General features: G+C 43.3%; 16 protein-coding genes. 4 read left to right on the top strand and 12 right to left on the bottom strand.

Translation table 11 applies throughout. The annotated features are described in order from the left end of the window. Positions 1-5 precede the first annotated feature (5 nt). From hisC to F824_RS0106015, 12 genes are all read right to left on the bottom strand, one after another. Positions 6-1064, bottom strand: coding sequence for a histidinol-phosphate transaminase (gene hisC / locus F824_RS0106090; RefSeq protein ID WP_019596978.1), 1059 nt, complete (start codon positions 1062-1064; stop codon positions 6-8). Then, positions 1064-2356: a histidinol dehydrogenase gene (hisD, locus tag F824_RS0106085; RefSeq protein ID WP_019596977.1), complete on the bottom strand. Its 1293-nt coding sequence runs from the start codon at positions 2354-2356 to the stop codon at positions 1064-1066. Before hisD ends, hisC begins: the two co-directional genes overlap by 1 nt. Positions 2357-2544: 188 nt before the next feature. Continuing rightward, entirely contained in the window at positions 2545-3405 is an 861-nt protein-coding gene (gene hisG, locus F824_RS0106075; protein WP_019596975.1) for an ATP phosphoribosyltransferase, read from the bottom strand. Between the two features lie 270 nt (positions 3406-3675). Beyond that, complete coding sequence (locus tag F824_RS0106065; RefSeq protein WP_019596973.1) at positions 3676-4248, bottom strand: hypothetical protein; 573 nt, start codon at positions 4246-4248, stop codon at positions 3676-3678. Next, positions 4245-4643: a VOC family protein gene (locus tag F824_RS0106060; protein ID WP_019596972.1), complete on the bottom strand. Its 399-nt coding sequence runs from the start codon at positions 4641-4643 to the stop codon at positions 4245-4247. The genes F824_RS0106065 and F824_RS0106060 overlap by 4 nt, the downstream gene beginning before the upstream one ends. A gap of 140 nt (positions 4644-4783) precedes the next feature. Continuing rightward, positions 4784-5536 (bottom strand): GDSL-type esterase/lipase family protein, encoded by a 753-nt coding sequence (locus tag F824_RS25590; RefSeq protein WP_019596971.1) that lies wholly within the window; start codon positions 5534-5536, stop codon positions 4784-4786. A gap of 177 nt (positions 5537-5713) precedes the next feature. Continuing rightward, positions 5714-6070, bottom strand: coding sequence for a translation initiation factor (locus F824_RS0106045; RefSeq protein ID WP_019596969.1), 357 nt, complete (start codon positions 6068-6070; stop codon positions 5714-5716). Positions 6071-6077: 7 nt separating this feature from the next. Continuing rightward, positions 6078-6923, bottom strand: coding sequence for a universal stress protein (locus F824_RS0106040; RefSeq protein ID WP_019596968.1), 846 nt, complete (start codon positions 6921-6923; stop codon positions 6078-6080). 69 nt (positions 6924-6992) lie between these two features. After that, complete coding sequence (locus tag F824_RS0106035) at positions 6993-7898, bottom strand: 1,4-dihydroxy-2-naphthoate polyprenyltransferase (RefSeq protein WP_026333529.1); 906 nt, start codon at positions 7896-7898, stop codon at positions 6993-6995. Between the two features lie 77 nt (positions 7899-7975). Continuing rightward, on the bottom strand, positions 7976-8566 hold the full coding sequence (locus tag F824_RS0106025; protein WP_019596965.1) for a glutathione peroxidase: 591 nt from the start codon (positions 8564-8566) through the stop codon (positions 7976-7978). A gap of 2 nt (positions 8567-8568) precedes the next feature. Next, on the bottom strand, positions 8569-10359 hold the full coding sequence (gene argS, locus F824_RS0106020) for an arginine--tRNA ligase (protein WP_019596964.1): 1791 nt from the start codon (positions 10357-10359) through the stop codon (positions 8569-8571). Positions 10360-10535: 176 nt separating this feature from the next. Continuing rightward, a complete protein-coding gene (locus F824_RS0106015) occupies positions 10536-11486 on the bottom strand; it encodes an arginase (RefSeq protein WP_022582340.1) in 951 nt (316 codons plus the stop codon). A gap of 383 nt (positions 11487-11869) precedes the next feature. Here F824_RS0106015 and F824_RS0106010 point away from each other — a divergent pair, with 383 nt between their 5' ends. The 4 genes from F824_RS0106010 (at position 11870) to F824_RS0105985 (ending at position 15949) form a co-directional block, all read left to right on the top strand. Further along, the gene (locus tag F824_RS0106010) at positions 11870-13018 is read left to right on the top strand and encodes a methionine aminotransferase (protein ID WP_026333528.1); all 1149 of its coding nucleotides are present in this window, start codon (positions 11870-11872) and stop codon (positions 13016-13018) included. A 155-nt stretch (positions 13019-13173) separates the two neighbouring features. Next, positions 13174-13707 (top strand): hypothetical protein, encoded by a 534-nt coding sequence (locus F824_RS0106005; RefSeq protein ID WP_019596960.1) that lies wholly within the window; start codon positions 13174-13176, stop codon positions 13705-13707. Continuing rightward, complete coding sequence (locus F824_RS0106000; protein ID WP_019596959.1) at positions 13704-14651, top strand: alpha/beta hydrolase; 948 nt, start codon at positions 13704-13706, stop codon at positions 14649-14651. The genes F824_RS0106005 and F824_RS0106000 overlap by 4 nt, the downstream gene beginning before the upstream one ends. Before the next feature lie 455 nt (positions 14652-15106). After that, positions 15107-15949 (top strand): sulfurtransferase, encoded by an 843-nt coding sequence (locus F824_RS0105985; RefSeq protein WP_019596956.1) that lies wholly within the window; start codon positions 15107-15109, stop codon positions 15947-15949. The last annotated feature ends 68 nt before the right edge of the window (positions 15950-16017 follow it).

Below are 16017 nucleotides of genomic sequence, written 5' to 3'. Positions count from 1 at the left end.
GTTTTTTATCCCACTACTGGGAATTTCTTCAGCGTTTTGATCAATGCTACATTTTCCTCTCTTGTTCCCACAGAAATCCTTAGGCAATCGTCACAAAGCAAAACCTTGGAGCGATCTCGCACGATGATCTGGCTGTCGATCAGGAAATCATATATTTTTCTTGCTGCCGTGACTTTGACCAATAGAAAATTGGCATGGGAAGGATAAATATGCAACACAAATTCCAAATGGGTCAATTCCTGCCACAAATATTCCCTTTCCAGCAAGATGTCCTTTACCAAGGATTCCATTTTTTCTTTTCCCTCCAATGCTTCCAATGCTTTTTGTTGCGTCAGTCCACTGATGTTGTAGGGAGGTTTGATCAGGTTGAGGATTTTGATGATCTCGGCTGAGGCAAATGCCATCCCCAATCGAAGCGAAGCCAGACCCCAAGCCTTGGAGAAAGTCTGCATCACCAAAAGATTGGGATATTGGTCCAATTCCGTCGTGAAACTTGGCTCGTCACTGAAATCCGTGTAGGCTTCATCCACCACAACCAAACCCTTGAAGTTTTCAAGGATCTTTCGGATATCTTCCCGGGCGACTTTGTTTCCGCTGGGATTGTTGGGGGAGCAGATAAAGATGATTTTGGTGAATTCATCCGTGGCAGCCAAAATGGCATCCGGCCTGAGTTGGTAATCTGTGCTGAGGTTGACCTTTTTAATCTGAATATCATTGATTTCAGCACTCACTTCATACATGCCATAAGTAGGAGGGAGAAGGATCACATTGTCCTTTCCAGGCCTGCAGAAGGCGCGAATCAATAAATCGATGGCCTCATCGCTTCCATTTCCAATGAAAATCTGATTGGGGCGAACATCTTTAACAATGGCCAATTTTTCTTTTATTGCCCATTGATAGGGATCTGGATAGCGGTTGAAATCCTCCGCCGTGGCCGATCCAAATGGGTTTTCATTGGCATCTAAGAAAATACCCTCCTTTCCTGAGTATTCATCTCGGGCGGAAGAGTAGGGTTTGATATTGGCGATATGTGGCCGAAGCAAAGCCTTAAGGTCGAAAGCCATTATTGGTTGTCTTTTAGGTATTTGAGTCTGATACTGACCGCGTTTTTGTGTGCAAACAAAAGTTCGTTCGCTGCCATGACCTCGATGGTTGGACCCAGGTTTTGCAGGCCTTTTTCGGTGATCTTTTGGTACGTGATCTTTTTGACAAAACTGTCCAAGGAAACTCCGCTGTAATTGCGGGCATAGCCATAGGTGGGCAATGTATGGTTGGTCCCTGAGGCATAGTCCCCAGCGGATTCGGGGGTGAAATTCCCGATAAACACCGATCCTGCATTGATGATTCTGGACACGACTTCGTCTTCATTTTCCACACAAATGATCAAGTGCTCGGGGGCATATTCATTGATCAAGTCGATTGCTTTGTCCTGGTTGGGCATCACGAAAGCGACTGAATTTCCCAACGCTTTTTTCGCCATTTCCATTCTGGGCAATTTCTCCAATTGAGTCTCCACTTCCTTGAGGATTTTATTGGCCACTTTTTCGGAGGAGGCCACCAAAATAACCTGACTGTCCACGCCATGTTCGGCTTGGGACAAGAGATCTGCTGCCACAAATGCCGGAATGGCCGTTTCGTCCGCATATACCAACACTTCTGATGGTCCGGCTGGCATGTCTATGGAGACACCTTTCTTCACTGCCATTTGCTTTGCAGCAGTCACGTACTGATTTCCGGGACCAAATATCTTGTCCACTTTTGGGACGGAATCGGTGCCGTAGGTAAGTGCTGCAATCGCTTGTGCTCCTCCTGCTTTTACGATTTTATCGATGCCGATGAGATCCGCTGCATATAAAATCGCAGGGTGAATGTTCCCCTCTTTGTTTGGTGGAGTGCAAAGGATGATTTGTTCACAACCCGCGAGGTTAGCCGGAATGCCCAGCATCAAAACGGTCGAAAAAAGAGGAGCTGTGCCTCCCGGAATGTAAAGACCTACTTTTTGGATGGGAACACTTCTCCGCATGCAAGTTACACCTTCCATCACTTCCATTTCCAAATCTGGAGTGGCTTGGGCTTCGTGGAATTTCTCGATATTTTCTTTTGCCTGAAGAATCGCCTCCTGCAGTTCTGGGCTTACAAGTGCTTTGGCGGCCTTGATTTCCTCCCTGCTTGCTTGGAGATTTTGGATTTCGACATGGTCATATTCCAAAGCGAATTTTTTCAAGGCTTTGTCGCCCTGTCTTTTCACCTTCCGCATGATGGGACGGACGATCTTCTCTATGTCTTTTGTCTTTTGAACGGGTCTGGCCATTGCTTTTAGCCATTCCGGTCTGGGGGGATTGATAATTATTTTCATAATCTCTGTTTTTTGTCCGAAGCCGAATATCTGTACGGTTTCCCCAAAACCAAAAGCCTACCATTTGGAGTTTTTATTTTAGGGCAAGCCAATTTATTGTTGGGAATAAAGCCTAGGGATGTCTTTGTTTATAAATTTCACGTGGGCAGTTGGACTCTTTTGTCATTTTTTGTGGATGACAATAGATTTTAGACCACCATTTTTTCGATTGGTACCACCAAAATTCCTTCGGCACCTGCAGCACGAAGGCCTTCGATGTTTTCCCAAAACTGCTCCTCGCTCAATACAGAATGTACAGAGGACCAGCCTTCTTGAGCCAGGGGAAGAATGGTTGGGCTGCGCATTCCCGGGATCAGGGAAATGATTTTGTCAAGGGAATGGTTGGGTGCATTCAGCAATACATATTTATTGCTTTTTCCGGTTTGTACCGCATTCATTCTGAACAGCAATTTATCAACAATGGACAGTTTTTCTGGGCTCAGGTTTTTGTTGCTGATCAGAACCGCCTCGGATTTGAAGATTTGTTCTACTTCCTTCAATCCGTTCATCATCAAGGTGGATCCAGAACTTACGATATCACAAATGGCTTCCGCCAAACCGATGCTGGGAGCAATCTCTACAGATCCGCTTATTTCATGGATTTCTGCTTGAAGATTTTTTGATTTCAGGAAATCCCCGAGGATTTTTGGATAGGAGGTTGCAATGCTTTTTCCGTCAAAAAAGGACAACCCTGGATAATCCTGGCCTTTTGGAATGGCAAGGGAAAGCCTGCATTTGGAAAACCCCAGTTTCTTGAGGGTATTCACTTCCTTGTTCTTTTCCACCAACTCGTTTTCTCCAACGATTCCCAGATCTGCGACACCATCGGCCACATAGCCTGGAATATCGTCATCTCTTAAAAAGAGGAATTCGATGGGGAAATTGGTCGACGTGGATTTTAACTTGCCGGTGCCATTGTAAAATTTGATTCCACATTCTTTGATAAGGCTGAGGGAATCTTCACTTAATCTGCCGCTCTTTTGAACCGCTATACGGATAATGTTTTCCATGGATGCAATATAAGTTTAGTATGGGAATACCAATGGTTGTTTTGGATAAATGGGCCGGGTAAATGGTTTACCAGCCTCCAGTGGGCGATATAATGTTGATTTTCCTCCTTAGGAGGAATGGTGGGAATGATGAACAGAACCAGCATGGGCTGATGCGAAAAATTTGGCGGTATGGGAAAGGCAACTGTTCATTTGAATTGTAAAGTTAAAGACCTATTTATAACTACCAAAGAGTTCAGGATGTTTTTATTTTCGTTTTGCCATGAATTTTTAGACCCATAAACTTATCCCACCGAATGCGGCACCCAGAAAACCGCCAACTACAAGTTCCTGGAGAGAATGGCTTCTCTTGACTAATCTAGACCAGCTGATGGCAAAGGCGAAAACAAGCAGCGCCAATCCAAACCCGATTGACAATGCAAAGAGGTTCAGACTGATAAAAAATGCTATTGCTGCATGCAACGATGCCTTCAGTTTCAGATTGACAATACCCATGGTGAGCAGTAAAAAAAAGAAAACAAGACTTGTCATGATCAGCTCACTCGGCAGTTGGAGGAAATAAAAAAGCAGCAAGAGAACCACGAATAAAACCAGGGCAAAGGGGTAGAAATTTTTCCGTTGTTGTTGGTCGGAAACGTCGAAATTCCCATACTTCCCATTTTTCACCTTTCGCCAATTGTGGAGGGCGATGGGTACCACAACCAATCCAATGACCAATCCGCTGACCAAAATGGCAGCAGGTCTTTCCATTCTATAGAAACTGACAAAAACCACATAGATGCTGCCCAGCAAGAGGGGGTGGCCAATTATTGAAATCCATTTGGCAATTGAGAGAGTATTCACGTGTTTGGCTGGATCAAATCCCAGAGATTGCCATATAGGTCGGCGAATACGGCGACTGTCCCGAAGCTTTCCTCAGATTTTTCTCGGATGATCTTGACGTCGTGATACAGGAGATTTTGATAAGTACCTTCGAAATCATCGGTATGCAAAAAAAGAAAAACCCGACCACCAGTTTGGTTGCCAATTGCCATTTCCTGTTCTTCCCCAACTGCCTTGGCCAACAAAACCTGGCAATTACCGGGTTCGGAACCTGGAGGTGCTATTCTTACCCATCTTTTGGTTTCACTCATGACCGTATCCTCTTCCAAGGTAAAGCCAAGTTTGCCTACATAGAAATCGATGGCTTCATCATAATCCCGCACAACCAAGGCAAATTGGGCAATTGTTTGTTTCATTTTTGGTGATTTTAAAATATTTTCAAACCCATTCAATCCAAATCCATTTCGGGATTCGTATATTCTTTCAGTTAGGTAAATAGTTTGGTTGAATAAACATTTTAGAATATTGGTTTAGTTTGTGGTTCAATTTTTTTTGGTTAAAGGGGAGGCTTCGCAGCCTCCTTTTTCTTTTCAATGAAATTAAAATGCGCAAAAACCGATTTAGCCATCATGCTGTATCCCAGGTCAGAAGGGTGAATGCCGTCCGCGGCAAAAAATTCGCCGGTGAAATCCTGTTTGGAAACGTCAAAATGAAGTGGAATGATTTTTTGGCTGAGGCTTGTGATTTCTGAGGTCAACATGTACCTATGGATCCGCATGAAAAAGCGGAGCAATCCTGGAATTGCGGGGAAAACATGCACCGGTGGTACCATCGGGATGATGATTTTATTTACCCCTTTTTCCATTATCAAAAACTGCAAAAACATTTCCAAATCCTTTCTGAATTTTTTCGGATGCGTTAATTTGAAACAGTCATTGGCCCCTATCATCACGATTGCACTTGTAAATGGCATTTCTTTGGCGACGGGATTGCCCATCAATAATCCCATCAATTTCCCGGCGCGAAGTCCGTTTTTACCGATGTTGTGGATTTCAAACCCATTGAAAGAGAGCAGGTCAATATTGGAAGCGAAAGTGGTTTGGGGACTGCTTGCGCCGACACCCGCCACGGTAGATTCTCCGATGATCAACAGCGTATTTTCTTTGGAAAGTGAGGGGATATATTGGTAATCGGATTGGGGAGGCAATTTCTTGATTTTTCCCCTTGCTTTCTTTCCAGAAAAATACAAGAAAGGTAAACAAGGGACCAAGAGGACACGCTCCAAAAAATAAAGCAATTGAATTTTCATGGTATTGGTGGATTGTGGTGATTGTACCAATCAGAAATCTATCCGAAACTCTTCAAGAATTCATGAAAAAAGGATAGGGGATTTGGGTGAATGGCATGATCAGGCTTTGGTCTCCTGATCATGCGCAAAACACTGATTTTAAATGCCCTCCAAAGGTTCACAAATCAAACTTTTTGATTAGCCTCCCGATTTCTTGGCCTTGTAACCTTCTTGGGTAAGAAAACCTATTATTTTGTCCCGATGGTCTCCTTGAATGAGAATCTCCCCATCTTTGGCACTTCCACCTACACCGCATTTGTTTTTGAGGATTTTCCCCAAAGCTTTCAAGTCCTCGTCCGAGCCTATAAATCCCTCGATCAAGGTTACCTGTTTGCCGCCACGCGACTTTTTGTCAAGGGTAACTTTTAGCTTTTGGTGAGCAGGGGGAAGGGTTTCCATTTCCTCCTCACCTGAATTTTTGAATTCAAATGCATCGGATGTTGAGTAGACCACACCTTCTCTGCTTTTCCAATCGCTTCCTTTGTTTTTTGCCATTTCCTATTTATTTCACTTTCATTGTCCAAACTGGCCTCTGCGCGTGATTGACGACATCTTCGGCAATACTTCCGCTTAGAAGATGCAAGAAACCCGTACGGCCATGCGTGGCCAATGCAATCATATCGGCATCGATGTCTTCTGCATATTCGATTATCCCTTCTTCCTCTGAGGAACTATTGAAAATCTCCACTGAAACATTTTGCAGTTCATTTTCAGAAATAAATGCATGGATGTTTTTAAGCGATTCCCTGCTGTTTTCGAACATGCTTGGCGTATTGATCTTGACCAAGAATAACTCGGCTTGGAGGACCTCTTGAAGTTTTTTCAGTTTTGTCACCACCTTTTTGGAGCTTTCCTGAAAGTCGCTGGCAAAAACTATTTTTTTGATGTTATCCGGGTCTCTTTTGTCTTTGATGGTGATGACGGGGCAAGTGGCATGTCGCACGACTTTTTCAGTGTTGCTACCGATAAGCAACTCTTCCAGTCCACTGGATCCTCTAGATCCCATGACCACAAGGTCTGCACCGATCTCTGCGATTTCCTTGGAGATACCTGCATAGGGATTACCAAAAACAAGCTTTGTGCTGAAGGAAAAACCAAGGTTTTTGTACATGGCTTCCAGTTCTGACATTTGTTTTTTCCGCTTTTCGACAAGCTCGAGGACAAATATCTGGTTCATTTCATAACCAGTCTCTGCCCCACCCATTGTTCCTAAAGAATGTGCAGTGGGGATTTCGATTACGTGCACCAGTTTGAGATGATGTTTTGTCTTGGCCGCCAATCCGCGGGCAAAATCAAAGGCGTTTTCAGCATCTTTTGAAAAATCGTAAGGTACAAGAATAGTCTTCATGTTTTGAGGGTTTGATTCAGAGTGGAAAATACAAAAAATAAGCTGTTCTTTTAAATTCCTTGCCTACAATTATGAAAAAATTAGTAATCCTAACCCAAAAGAAACCACCCAAAATAATGTTGCGATAGCCATTTTTTTTAAATAGGGATCAATCGATTTCGATTTGGAGACGCCTAATCCAACATGGATCATAAAAGGCAATACGATCAGAGGGGATAATGCCCACCACGCATGCTGGGAATAGGCAAATCCAAGCAAGGCAAAATTGCCGGTAAGAATCAAAACCCAGTTGTAAAGGATTGCCTTTTTCTTGCCAATCCTCACCGGGATGGATTTTTTCCCCGCCTTGGTGTCCGAGTCAATGTCGCGAATATTGTTGATATTCAAAACTGTGGTGCTGAATAGTCCCAAGGAAATAGCGGGCAAGAGGATGGACCAATCAAAACTTAAGGTATGCAGGAAATAAGTACCGATTACCCCCACCAATCCAAAGAAGAGGAACACCGAAATGTCTCCCAAACCGGCATATCCATAGGGCTTTTTTCCCGAGGTATAAGTAATGGCTGCAATGATTGCGGCGATCCCCAATCCCAGAAAAACCAAAAAAAGTTTCCAGTCTTGTAAAGCAAAAAACAGCAGCAGAATTCCACTTACAAGCGAAAGAATCGCGAAGAGAATCACGGCTTTTTTCATTTCGGCAAGACTTATCACACCGGATTGAACCGCTCTCGTGGGCCCCTGCCTGTCCGGACTGTCCGCTCCATGAATGGTGTCGCCATAGTCATTGGCCAAGTTGGACAAGATTTGTAAAAAGATGGTGGTGACGCTTGCCAAAAGAAGGATTTCAAGGCGGAAAGCATTTTGGAATGCGGCCAGAAATGAACCCATCAAAATACTGGACAATGCCAATGGGAGTGTTCTTAACCGAATGGCTAAGAGCCAAGCTTTATTTTTACTTTGCGCTGTAATGTCCAAATCAATATTTTTTAGAGCTAAGAAAAAGACCCAGTTTCCGGCGGAAATGGGTCTTAGGGCAAAAAAACAACTAATTATTATGCTTCAATTAATTTTATGATTTCTTCATCCAAGGGATTGACAGAGGAAGAGAAAAACTGTTTCAATTCACCTTTTTCGTTGATAAAATATTTGCAGAAATTCCAAGAGGGCTCTTTGTCATTCCATCCATTCTGGCTTTTGTCGGAAAGCCATCTGTACAGGGGATGCTTGTCGATTCCTTTCACGGAAATTTTGTCAAACATTTGGAAGGTCACCCCGAAATTTGAAGTGCAAAACTGTTTGATTTCCTCATTTGTGCCGGATTCTTGCCCACCAAAATTATTTGCAGGAAAACCCAAGATGACCACCTTGTCCCCATAGGTTTCATTCAATTCTTGAAGTTGCTCATATTGAGGAGTATATCCACATTTTGAGGCGACATTTACCAATAAAATCTTCTTTCCTTTGTACTGGTTAAAGTCGACCTCGTTTCCGTCAATATCCTTCATTTTGAAATCGTAAAATGATTTTTCCATATTCGTTTGATCTATATCAAAGGCTTGGCCGGATTCCACCGGTATTTGTTTTTGAACACTGGAGGTGCATGCCAAAGCGATTAGGGTGAAAATAGTTAAAATTGCTTTCATAGTTACATTCTGTCTGGAACATTTATACCTAATAACTTCATGCCTGCTTTTATTGTTTTGGCCGTCATGGCTGACAATGCAATTCTGAAAGACTGGACTTTCGGGTCAGACTCATTAAAAATAGAGAGGTCTGCATAAAAACGGTTGTACTCCTTTGCCAGGTCAAACAAATATTGCGCCAACAGAGAGGGTGAAAATTCCTCTCCCGCAGCTTTGATCTTCTTTTCGAAATCATACAATACCACGATCAGTTCCCGCTCCGCATTTTCCAATTTATCCATGCCAGCATAACCATTTGTGCTGAAATCCACACCGAGCTGATCGGCCTTTCTTAGGATGGCAGCAATCCTTGCATGTGAGTATTGGATAAAAGGTCCGGTATTTCCCTGGAATTCGATCGACTCTTTGGGATTGAAGAGCATTCTCTTTTTTGGGTCCACTTTGAGAAGAAAATATTTCAAAGCGCCCATGCCAAGGGTTTCATACAAAGCGGCAGCTTCCTCTGCGTTGAAACCATCAATTTTGCCCAGTTCTTTGGTGTGGCTTTCGGCAGTGTCGATCATTTCCTGCATCAGGTCATCTGCATCTACCACAGTTCCCTCACGGGATTTCATCTTTCCAGTGGGAAGATCCACCATTCCATAAGAAAGGTGATAAAGTCCATTTCCGTAGGGACGGCCCAATTTGCGCATGATCTTGAACAGGACATCAAAATGATAATCCTGCTCGTTTCCCACCACATAAACAGACTTGTCAAACTCGAAATCCTGGTATTTCAAATCGCAGGTGCCCATGTCCTGGGTGATATAGACGGAAGTGCCGTCTCCACGAAGCACCAATTTTTCATCAAGTCCTTCTGATGAAAGGTCCACCCAAACGGATCCATCGGTTTTCTTGAAAAAGACTTCTTTTGCGAGGCCTTCGTCCACGATGTCCTTGCCCAAAAGATAGGTGTCGGATTCGTAATAAAACTTGTCGAAATCCACACCCATTTTCTTGTAAGTGGCATCAAATCCTGCGTAAACCCAAGTGTTCATGGTTTTCCAGAGGGCAATGACTTCAGGATCGTTTGCTTCCCATTTGAGCAGCATCTCCTGCGCCTCCAAGATCAAAGGTGCATTTTTCTTGGCTTGATCCTCAGTTTGGCCTTTTTCGGCGAGTTCTTGTATTTGTTTTTTGTATTGCTGGTCGAAGATCACATAGTATTTTCCGGCCAAATGATCACCTTTCAACCCACTTGACTCAGGTGTCTCTCCGTTCCCGAAGTGTCGGTAGGCCACCATGGATTTGCAGATATGGATGCCACGGTCATTGACTAGATTCGCTTTGATCACATCATACCCATTGGCCTTTAGGATTTCGGATACGGAATAGCCTAGGAAATTATTCCTCAAATGTCCCAAGTGAAGGGGTTTGTTGGTGTTGGGGGAACTGTATTCCACCATTACCTTTTGTCCGTTTTTTGGCAACTGTCCGAAATCGGGATTTTGGTATAAACTGTCAAACACCCCGAGCCAAGCATTTTTTCCAACGGATATGTTCAGGAAACCTTTGACGACATTGTAGTCATCCACCACTTTGGTGTTGGCTTTCAGGAATTCTCCGATTTTGATCCCGGAAGCTTCCGGAGCCATTTTGGTGACTTTGGCAAAGGGGAAAACCACAAACGTGAATGTTCCCTCAAATTCCTTCCGCGTAGGCTGAAGAACAAGTTCACCCGCGCTGAGCTCATGTGAAAAAAGTGTTTGAAAAGCTTCTTTTATTCCCGTTATGATCTGTTGTTCTATCGTCATGGCATGAACCGTATTGCACTCGAATTATTGATGATTTTTTATTTTTTGTCCTGCAGAAATTTCAATTGTCTCTTTCGCAAAACAAATATAATCTTAATGTGTAAAAACCACAGTGAGGAACCACAGGAAATCTATTGTCTTTCTCTCAGGTCAATGCCCTTTTGATTCCCGTTGAATTAAAAGTTATCGACCAATGACTTTGTGGTCGCTTCCAAGATATCAAAGGCGTTTTCTGCCATTAGGTTTTCCGTATCCAGTGTTGGATTCACTTCCACTATTTCCCAACAGCAAACCCTTTTGTCCTTGATCAAAGTGGTGTTCAGTTCAATGGCTTCTTCCACTGTCAGTCCATTGGCCACCGGTGTGCCTGTTCCCACAGAAATGGAAGAATCCAAGCTGTCCACGTCAAAGGAAATGTAGATTTGTTCACAGTCTTTCAGGACTTCCAAGGCTTGTCTGGCAACCTCGGGAACGCCCAAACTTCTGACTTCTTCGGTTTTGAAATTTTTGATGCCGTATTTTTGGATCAAGTGGTCTTCAGGTTCTTCCGTATCTCTCACCGTGATGAAAACGATGTCCTTGGCATTCATCTTTGGGAAATCACCCCCTATTTTTTTGATTTTTTCCCAGTACTGAATCGTTTCATCCGGGATTTCATTGATTTGGCAATCTTTGTTGTCTTCCTGAAGGCACATGGCCAAAGGCATTCCATGCATATTGCCAGATGGGGTAGTGTAGGGCGTGTGCAGATCTGCATGCGCATCGATCCAAATCACACCGAGTCGTTTTTCGGGATTGGCAGATTTAATGCCCATGATGGTTCCTGCCGCTGTGGAGTGGTCGCCAGCCAGGATGATGGGGAATTTCTTTTCCATCCTGAGCAACTCAATGGTACTGTACACATTTTTTAAGATCTGATAGACGCCATCAATGTATTTGGCATAGGAATGTTTATTCCCTTTCCAAAGGTAACTGTTGGCATCAGGAACATTGATCGGGTCAAATCGAGAGAAAAAATTTGATTTCTTATCCAAACTCGCAATTTTGAGTGCGTCGATCCCAAGACTTGCGCCACGGGTTCCTGCCGCGATCTCCGAACGAACTTCCACTAATTTGATTTTTCTCATAAAGTTATTCGCGTTGGGCCTGATTGTTATTCTGTTTGACGCCGCAAAAGTAGGTAAAATTGAATGAATAACCAGATTAAGGACTTTCCCTTTAAAGGTTGGTTGTAGAAATGTTCGGTAAAGCCGAGTAACGGCTACAATTTTGGGTGCAAGTAAGATTACAAGATTATTCTTGGATTTGTGAATCATGGGTCTGAAAATGAATCAGTCTTATTATTTTAACTTTTGACAAGCAAGATTCAAAAAGCTAAAATGTATTGTTGTGAATTCTTCACCAAACAAATCCAGTGAAGACTTTTTTCTCAATCCTAATATCGATAATATAGTGTGACCGATTGCTTGATTTCAGGTCTAGTTTACATTCCGTCCAAGAATATTCTTCCATGCCGCTTTCTTCCAAACTTCCCCATGTTGGGACTACGATTTTTACCATTATGTCAAAATTGGCCACAGACCATGGGGCTATCAATCTTTCGCAGGGTTTTCCCGGATTTGATTGTGATCCGCATTTATTGGATTTGGTGACCAAATACATGAAGGCTGGATTTAACCAATACGCGCCCATGAGCGGTGTGCCAGTGTTGCGGGAGCGACTGGCAGAAAAAACCAAATTGTGTTATGGGGTAGAATATGATTTCGAGGAAGAAATCACGATCGTGTCGGGCGCCACAGAGGCCTTGTATGCGGCAGTAACTGCTGTGGTGAAAAATGGAGATGAGGTGATTCTGCTGGAACCGGCCTATGACAGTTATGCTCCGGCGGTGCTTTTAAGTGGTGGAATTCCAATTTATGTCCCGCTTCGGCTACCGGATTTTTCTGTGGATTGGGACTTGGTCAAATCCTCGATAACAGAAAGAACAAAACTGATTATGGTCAATACTCCCCATAATCCAAGTGGCCATGTTTGGAACCAAAATGATCTGAACACCTTGGCCGAGATAGTCCAAGACCAGGATGTGTATGTAATCAGTGACGAAGTGTATGAGCATATCGTTTTTGATGGACGAAAACACCTTTCGCTGATGACGCATCCGATATTAAGGGAAAGGACTTTTGTGTGCGGTTCCTTTGGCAAAACGTTCCATGTTACCGGCTGGAAAATCGGGTATTGTCTTGCCCCAAAGGAATTGACCAAGGAATTCCGCAAAATCCATCAGTTTTTGACTTTTAGCACTGCTACACCCTTGCAATATGCTTTGGCTGAATACCTGGAGAATTCTTCCCGATATCTGGAACTGCCTTTGTTTTACCAAGATAAAAGGGATCTGTTTTTGGAGGGTTTGAGGCAGACATCATTTAAGTTTTCTCCTGCTGAGGGAAGTTTCTTTCAAATGGTGTCTTTTGGCCACTTGACTGATGAATCGGATAGGAATCTAGCTGTCCGACTCACCAAGGAAATCGGGGTGGCCAGCATTCCCGTTTCTGTTTTTTACCAAGGGAAAACCGATCACAAATTGCTGCGTTTTTGCTTTGCCAAAACCGATCGGGATTTGGAAATGGCTTTGGAAAAACTGGCAAAGTTGTCTTTTTAAGAACGCTTCAAAATATCAAATAAACGATTGATTGCGTTTCGAGAAAACCAGCTTTAGATGAAGCTTGATTTTGGCCTGATGGAAACTGTATGAATTTGATTAGCTTTAAAATCGATTTTAAGTATTAATCACCACAAATCAATCATGAACGCCTTATGAAGAAGTACTTTTTGTTTTATCTGCTTTTTTGCGCCGGCTTTGCAGAGGCCCAGCAACTCAACGTAGGCATCCGCTTGCAGAAAACCCACCAGATGTATTGGGAAAACGGGGTTTCCGCCCAGTATTCCTTTGCGAATTTCAAACCGGATCGGCTTTTTGTGGGCTTTGATTTCGTGACTTCCCGGCTGGGGACTGCTTTCAATTCCAATGCACTCAAACAGGGCAGTTATATATTTTCAGGAAGCTGGCATTTTTTCAAAAAGCGCCAAGTGCATCTTGTTGGTAGATTGAATGCGGGTTATTTGAATACCGACTTGGAAGAAGATGTTTTTGCTGAACTCCCATCTTCCGCTGTTCTCTTGGCGCCTGAATTGGGCTTGAATTATTCGCCAAAGAATCTCCCATTTTCTTTCAATACTGGAATTGGGTTTTATGTCAACACGCAGGAGGAAAGCAAAACGCCCGGAACCTTCCAACCGCTTTATTATCACATGACTTTGTACTACAAACTTTTTGAAAACAGAAAATGAAAACTCTCTTGAAAAATATTTTGATCGCTGGCCCTCTATTCTTGACGGCTTCACTCTTTTTTGCTTGCAGCGATGCACCTGAAATCACCGATTCGCTTCTTGATGGGGATGTGCTCTTTGATCCCTCGCTTTATGCCCCTGAGGAGTATCTGGTCTCCGCAAAATTCCCCAATCCGAGTGCCGATGACCTAGACAAACACATTTTGATTGCTTCCCATGGTTACTCTGCTTCCACCTTTGAGTGGCAGGAATTTGTGGATTGGTCAGCCGATGCGGACTATCGGGTTTCCTCTCTCTTGTTGGATGGGCATGGCCGCACTTATGGAGATTTCAAAGCCTCCAAGTGGGAAGATTGGCGTGCCGCCATTATTCGGGAATTTGAGTTGTTGGAAAGACTGGGCTATACCAAAATCAGTTTTGTGGGTTCTTCTACAAGTGGAGCATTGCTTTTGGAGTTGATGGAGACAGGTTATTTTGACAAGCATGTAAAACCCAAAAACATTTTCTTTGTCGATCCAATCGTGGTGCCTACGGCAAAGCTTCAAACTATCGTGGATATCGTCGGGCCCATGTTGGTCTACCTCGAAGCCGATCAGCCGGCTGAGGAAGATAAATACTGGTACCGCTTTAGACCCTACCAAACGATAAATGAGCTCAATGAAGTCATACAAAAAGTCCGAAAAGGTCTTGAAAAAGGAATTGTCGCACCCACTGGAACATTCATCAAATCATTCCATTCAAAATTTGACCCTACCGCCAGCACGACGAGTACAGTTCTGATCTATAAAGGTCTCCGGCTTTCTGACGGGAATAAAATAGAGGTACAGATCATGGATTCAGAGATTCATGTTTTCACGAGATTGAGCCTGCGGCCGAGCGTCTCACCACTGGAGCGAAGCAATCAGCAGAATGTCTTTGCACAAATGGCAGCGAAATTGAACTAGGGTTGGTTCGGGATTGGGCACCAAAGGATTGCTTATAAAATCATCAGTATTGTTGGGTTTAATTTCCTTTGCTTGTTTTTTCCATTCAACCCGTTTTATGCATTTCCAATCCCATTCCATCCTAAAAATGATTCATCATCAGTCGGTTGTCTACTGTTCATGACTTCACCGTTTTGGTACAATGCCTTATTCTCCAAATGGTTTGATTTTCTTGCAGTTTCAACACCTATTGGAGAACCTATTGCATATTTCGGCTTCAAATAAAGCCAAGGCAGAAGCAATCTAAGAAGGCTGAAATGTTTTTGAGCGAAGTGAGAAAGTGATTCTTTATTTTAGGGTTTCGAATCTTCAAATCTTTGGGATAATTGCCAACAAAAGTGAATCCATTCGTTTGGAAAAATTCAACAAGTGTATTGAATCTAAAAAAATCATCATAACCACATAACCAATTGCTTATGAAACCCATCCTTGATGTCAATGAATTGCCAAGTTTAGCGCAGCTGGAAAACTTGGTTCTTGTGGATGCCCGTGCAGGGAAAGATGCCAAATCAAATTATGAAGTGAAGCATTTGCAAGGTGCAGTATATGTGGATTTGGATCTTCAGCTGGCCCATATTGACGAGGATTTTTCCAAAGGGGGAAGACATCCCTTGCCACCCCTTAAACAGTTTTCGGAAACCTTGTCCGCGCTTGGCATTTCAGAAAAAAGCCATGTGGTGATTTATGATGACAAAAATGCATCAAATGCTGCCGCCCGGCTATGGTGGATGTTGGCATCCATCGGTCATAAAAACGTACAGGTGCTTGATGGTGGGTTTCAGGCAGCGGAGAAAGTGGGTTTTCCAATGTCCTCTGGAATGGAAACGGTCAAAAAGACCCCACCTTATCCAGTAGAGAAATGGATGCTTTCCATTGCCGATATGGCTGAAGTGGAAAAGGTTTCCCAAGACAAAGACCACCTTGTGATCGATGTCCGGGACGCAAATCGATACCATGGCGAAACGGAACCGATCGATTTGGTTGCCGGTCATATTCCCGGAGCAAATAATGTCCCTTTTACGGAAAACTTGGATGAGGACGGTTTCTTTCTTTCTCCCGAAACCTTAAAGAAAAAATATGAGGGAATCTTAGCAGGGCGAAAATCAAATGAGGTGATCGTGCATTGTGGTTCAGGCGTCACAGCTTGCCACACCTTGTTGGCTATGGCGCATGCTGGTTTGGAAATACCAAAACTCTATGTTGGCTCCTGGAGCGAATGGTCAAGAAACAATAAACCGATGGTAACCAAAGAAAATTGACAGTCGAACCTTATTTTGGCCTAATTGTGGCTCTTGGTAAAACAAATAAAGCAAAGGAGAAGGTTGTA

Source organism: Rhodonellum psychrophilum GCM71 = DSM 17998 (assembly GCF_000381545.1).
GTDB classification, from domain to species: Bacteria; Bacteroidota; Bacteroidia; order Cytophagales; family Cyclobacteriaceae; genus Rhodonellum; species Rhodonellum psychrophilum.
This window is presented reverse-complemented; position numbering and strand designations above follow the sequence as displayed.

What these genes read in the sequence shown, in the direction of transcription:
- hisC (WP_019596978.1), bottom strand. Translation starts at nt 1,064, where the DNA reads ATGGCTTTCGACCTTAAGGCTTTGCTTCGGCCACATATCGCCAATATC.
- hisD (WP_019596977.1), bottom strand. Translation starts at nt 2,356, where the DNA reads ATGAAAATAATTATCAATCCCCCCAGACCGGAATGGCTAAAAGCAATG.
- hisG (WP_019596975.1), bottom strand. Translation starts at nt 3,405, where the DNA reads ATGGAAAACATTATCCGTATAGCGGTTCAAAAGAGCGGCAGATTAAGT.
- F824_RS0106060 (WP_019596972.1), bottom strand. Translation starts at nt 4,643, where the DNA reads ATGAAACAAACAATTGCCCAATTTGCCTTGGTTGTGCGGGATTATGAT.
- F824_RS25590 (WP_019596971.1), bottom strand. Translation starts at nt 5,536, where the DNA reads ATGAAAATTCAATTGCTTTATTTTTTGGAGCGTGTCCTCTTGGTCCCT.
- F824_RS0106045 (WP_019596969.1), bottom strand. Translation starts at nt 6,070, where the DNA reads ATGGCAAAAAACAAAGGAAGCGATTGGAAAAGCAGAGAAGGTGTGGTC.
- F824_RS0106040 (WP_019596968.1), bottom strand. Translation starts at nt 6,923, where the DNA reads ATGAAGACTATTCTTGTACCTTACGATTTTTCAAAAGATGCTGAAAAC.
- F824_RS0106025 (WP_019596965.1), bottom strand. Translation starts at nt 8,566, where the DNA reads ATGAAAGCAATTTTAACTATTTTCACCCTAATCGCTTTGGCATGCACC.
- argS (WP_019596964.1), bottom strand. Translation starts at nt 10,359, where the DNA reads ATGACGATAGAACAACAGATCATAACGGGAATAAAAGAAGCTTTTCAA.
- F824_RS0106015 (WP_022582340.1), bottom strand. Translation starts at nt 11,486, where the DNA reads ATGAGAAAAATCAAATTAGTGGAAGTTCGTTCGGAGATCGCGGCAGGA.
- F824_RS0106010 (WP_026333528.1), top strand. Translation starts at nt 11,870, where the DNA reads ATGCCGCTTTCTTCCAAACTTCCCCATGTTGGGACTACGATTTTTACC.
- F824_RS0106005 (WP_019596960.1), top strand. Translation starts at nt 13,174, where the DNA reads ATGAAGAAGTACTTTTTGTTTTATCTGCTTTTTTGCGCCGGCTTTGCA.
- F824_RS0106000 (WP_019596959.1), top strand. Translation starts at nt 13,704, where the DNA reads ATGAAAACTCTCTTGAAAAATATTTTGATCGCTGGCCCTCTATTCTTG.
- F824_RS0105985 (WP_019596956.1), top strand. Translation starts at nt 15,107, where the DNA reads ATGAAACCCATCCTTGATGTCAATGAATTGCCAAGTTTAGCGCAGCTG.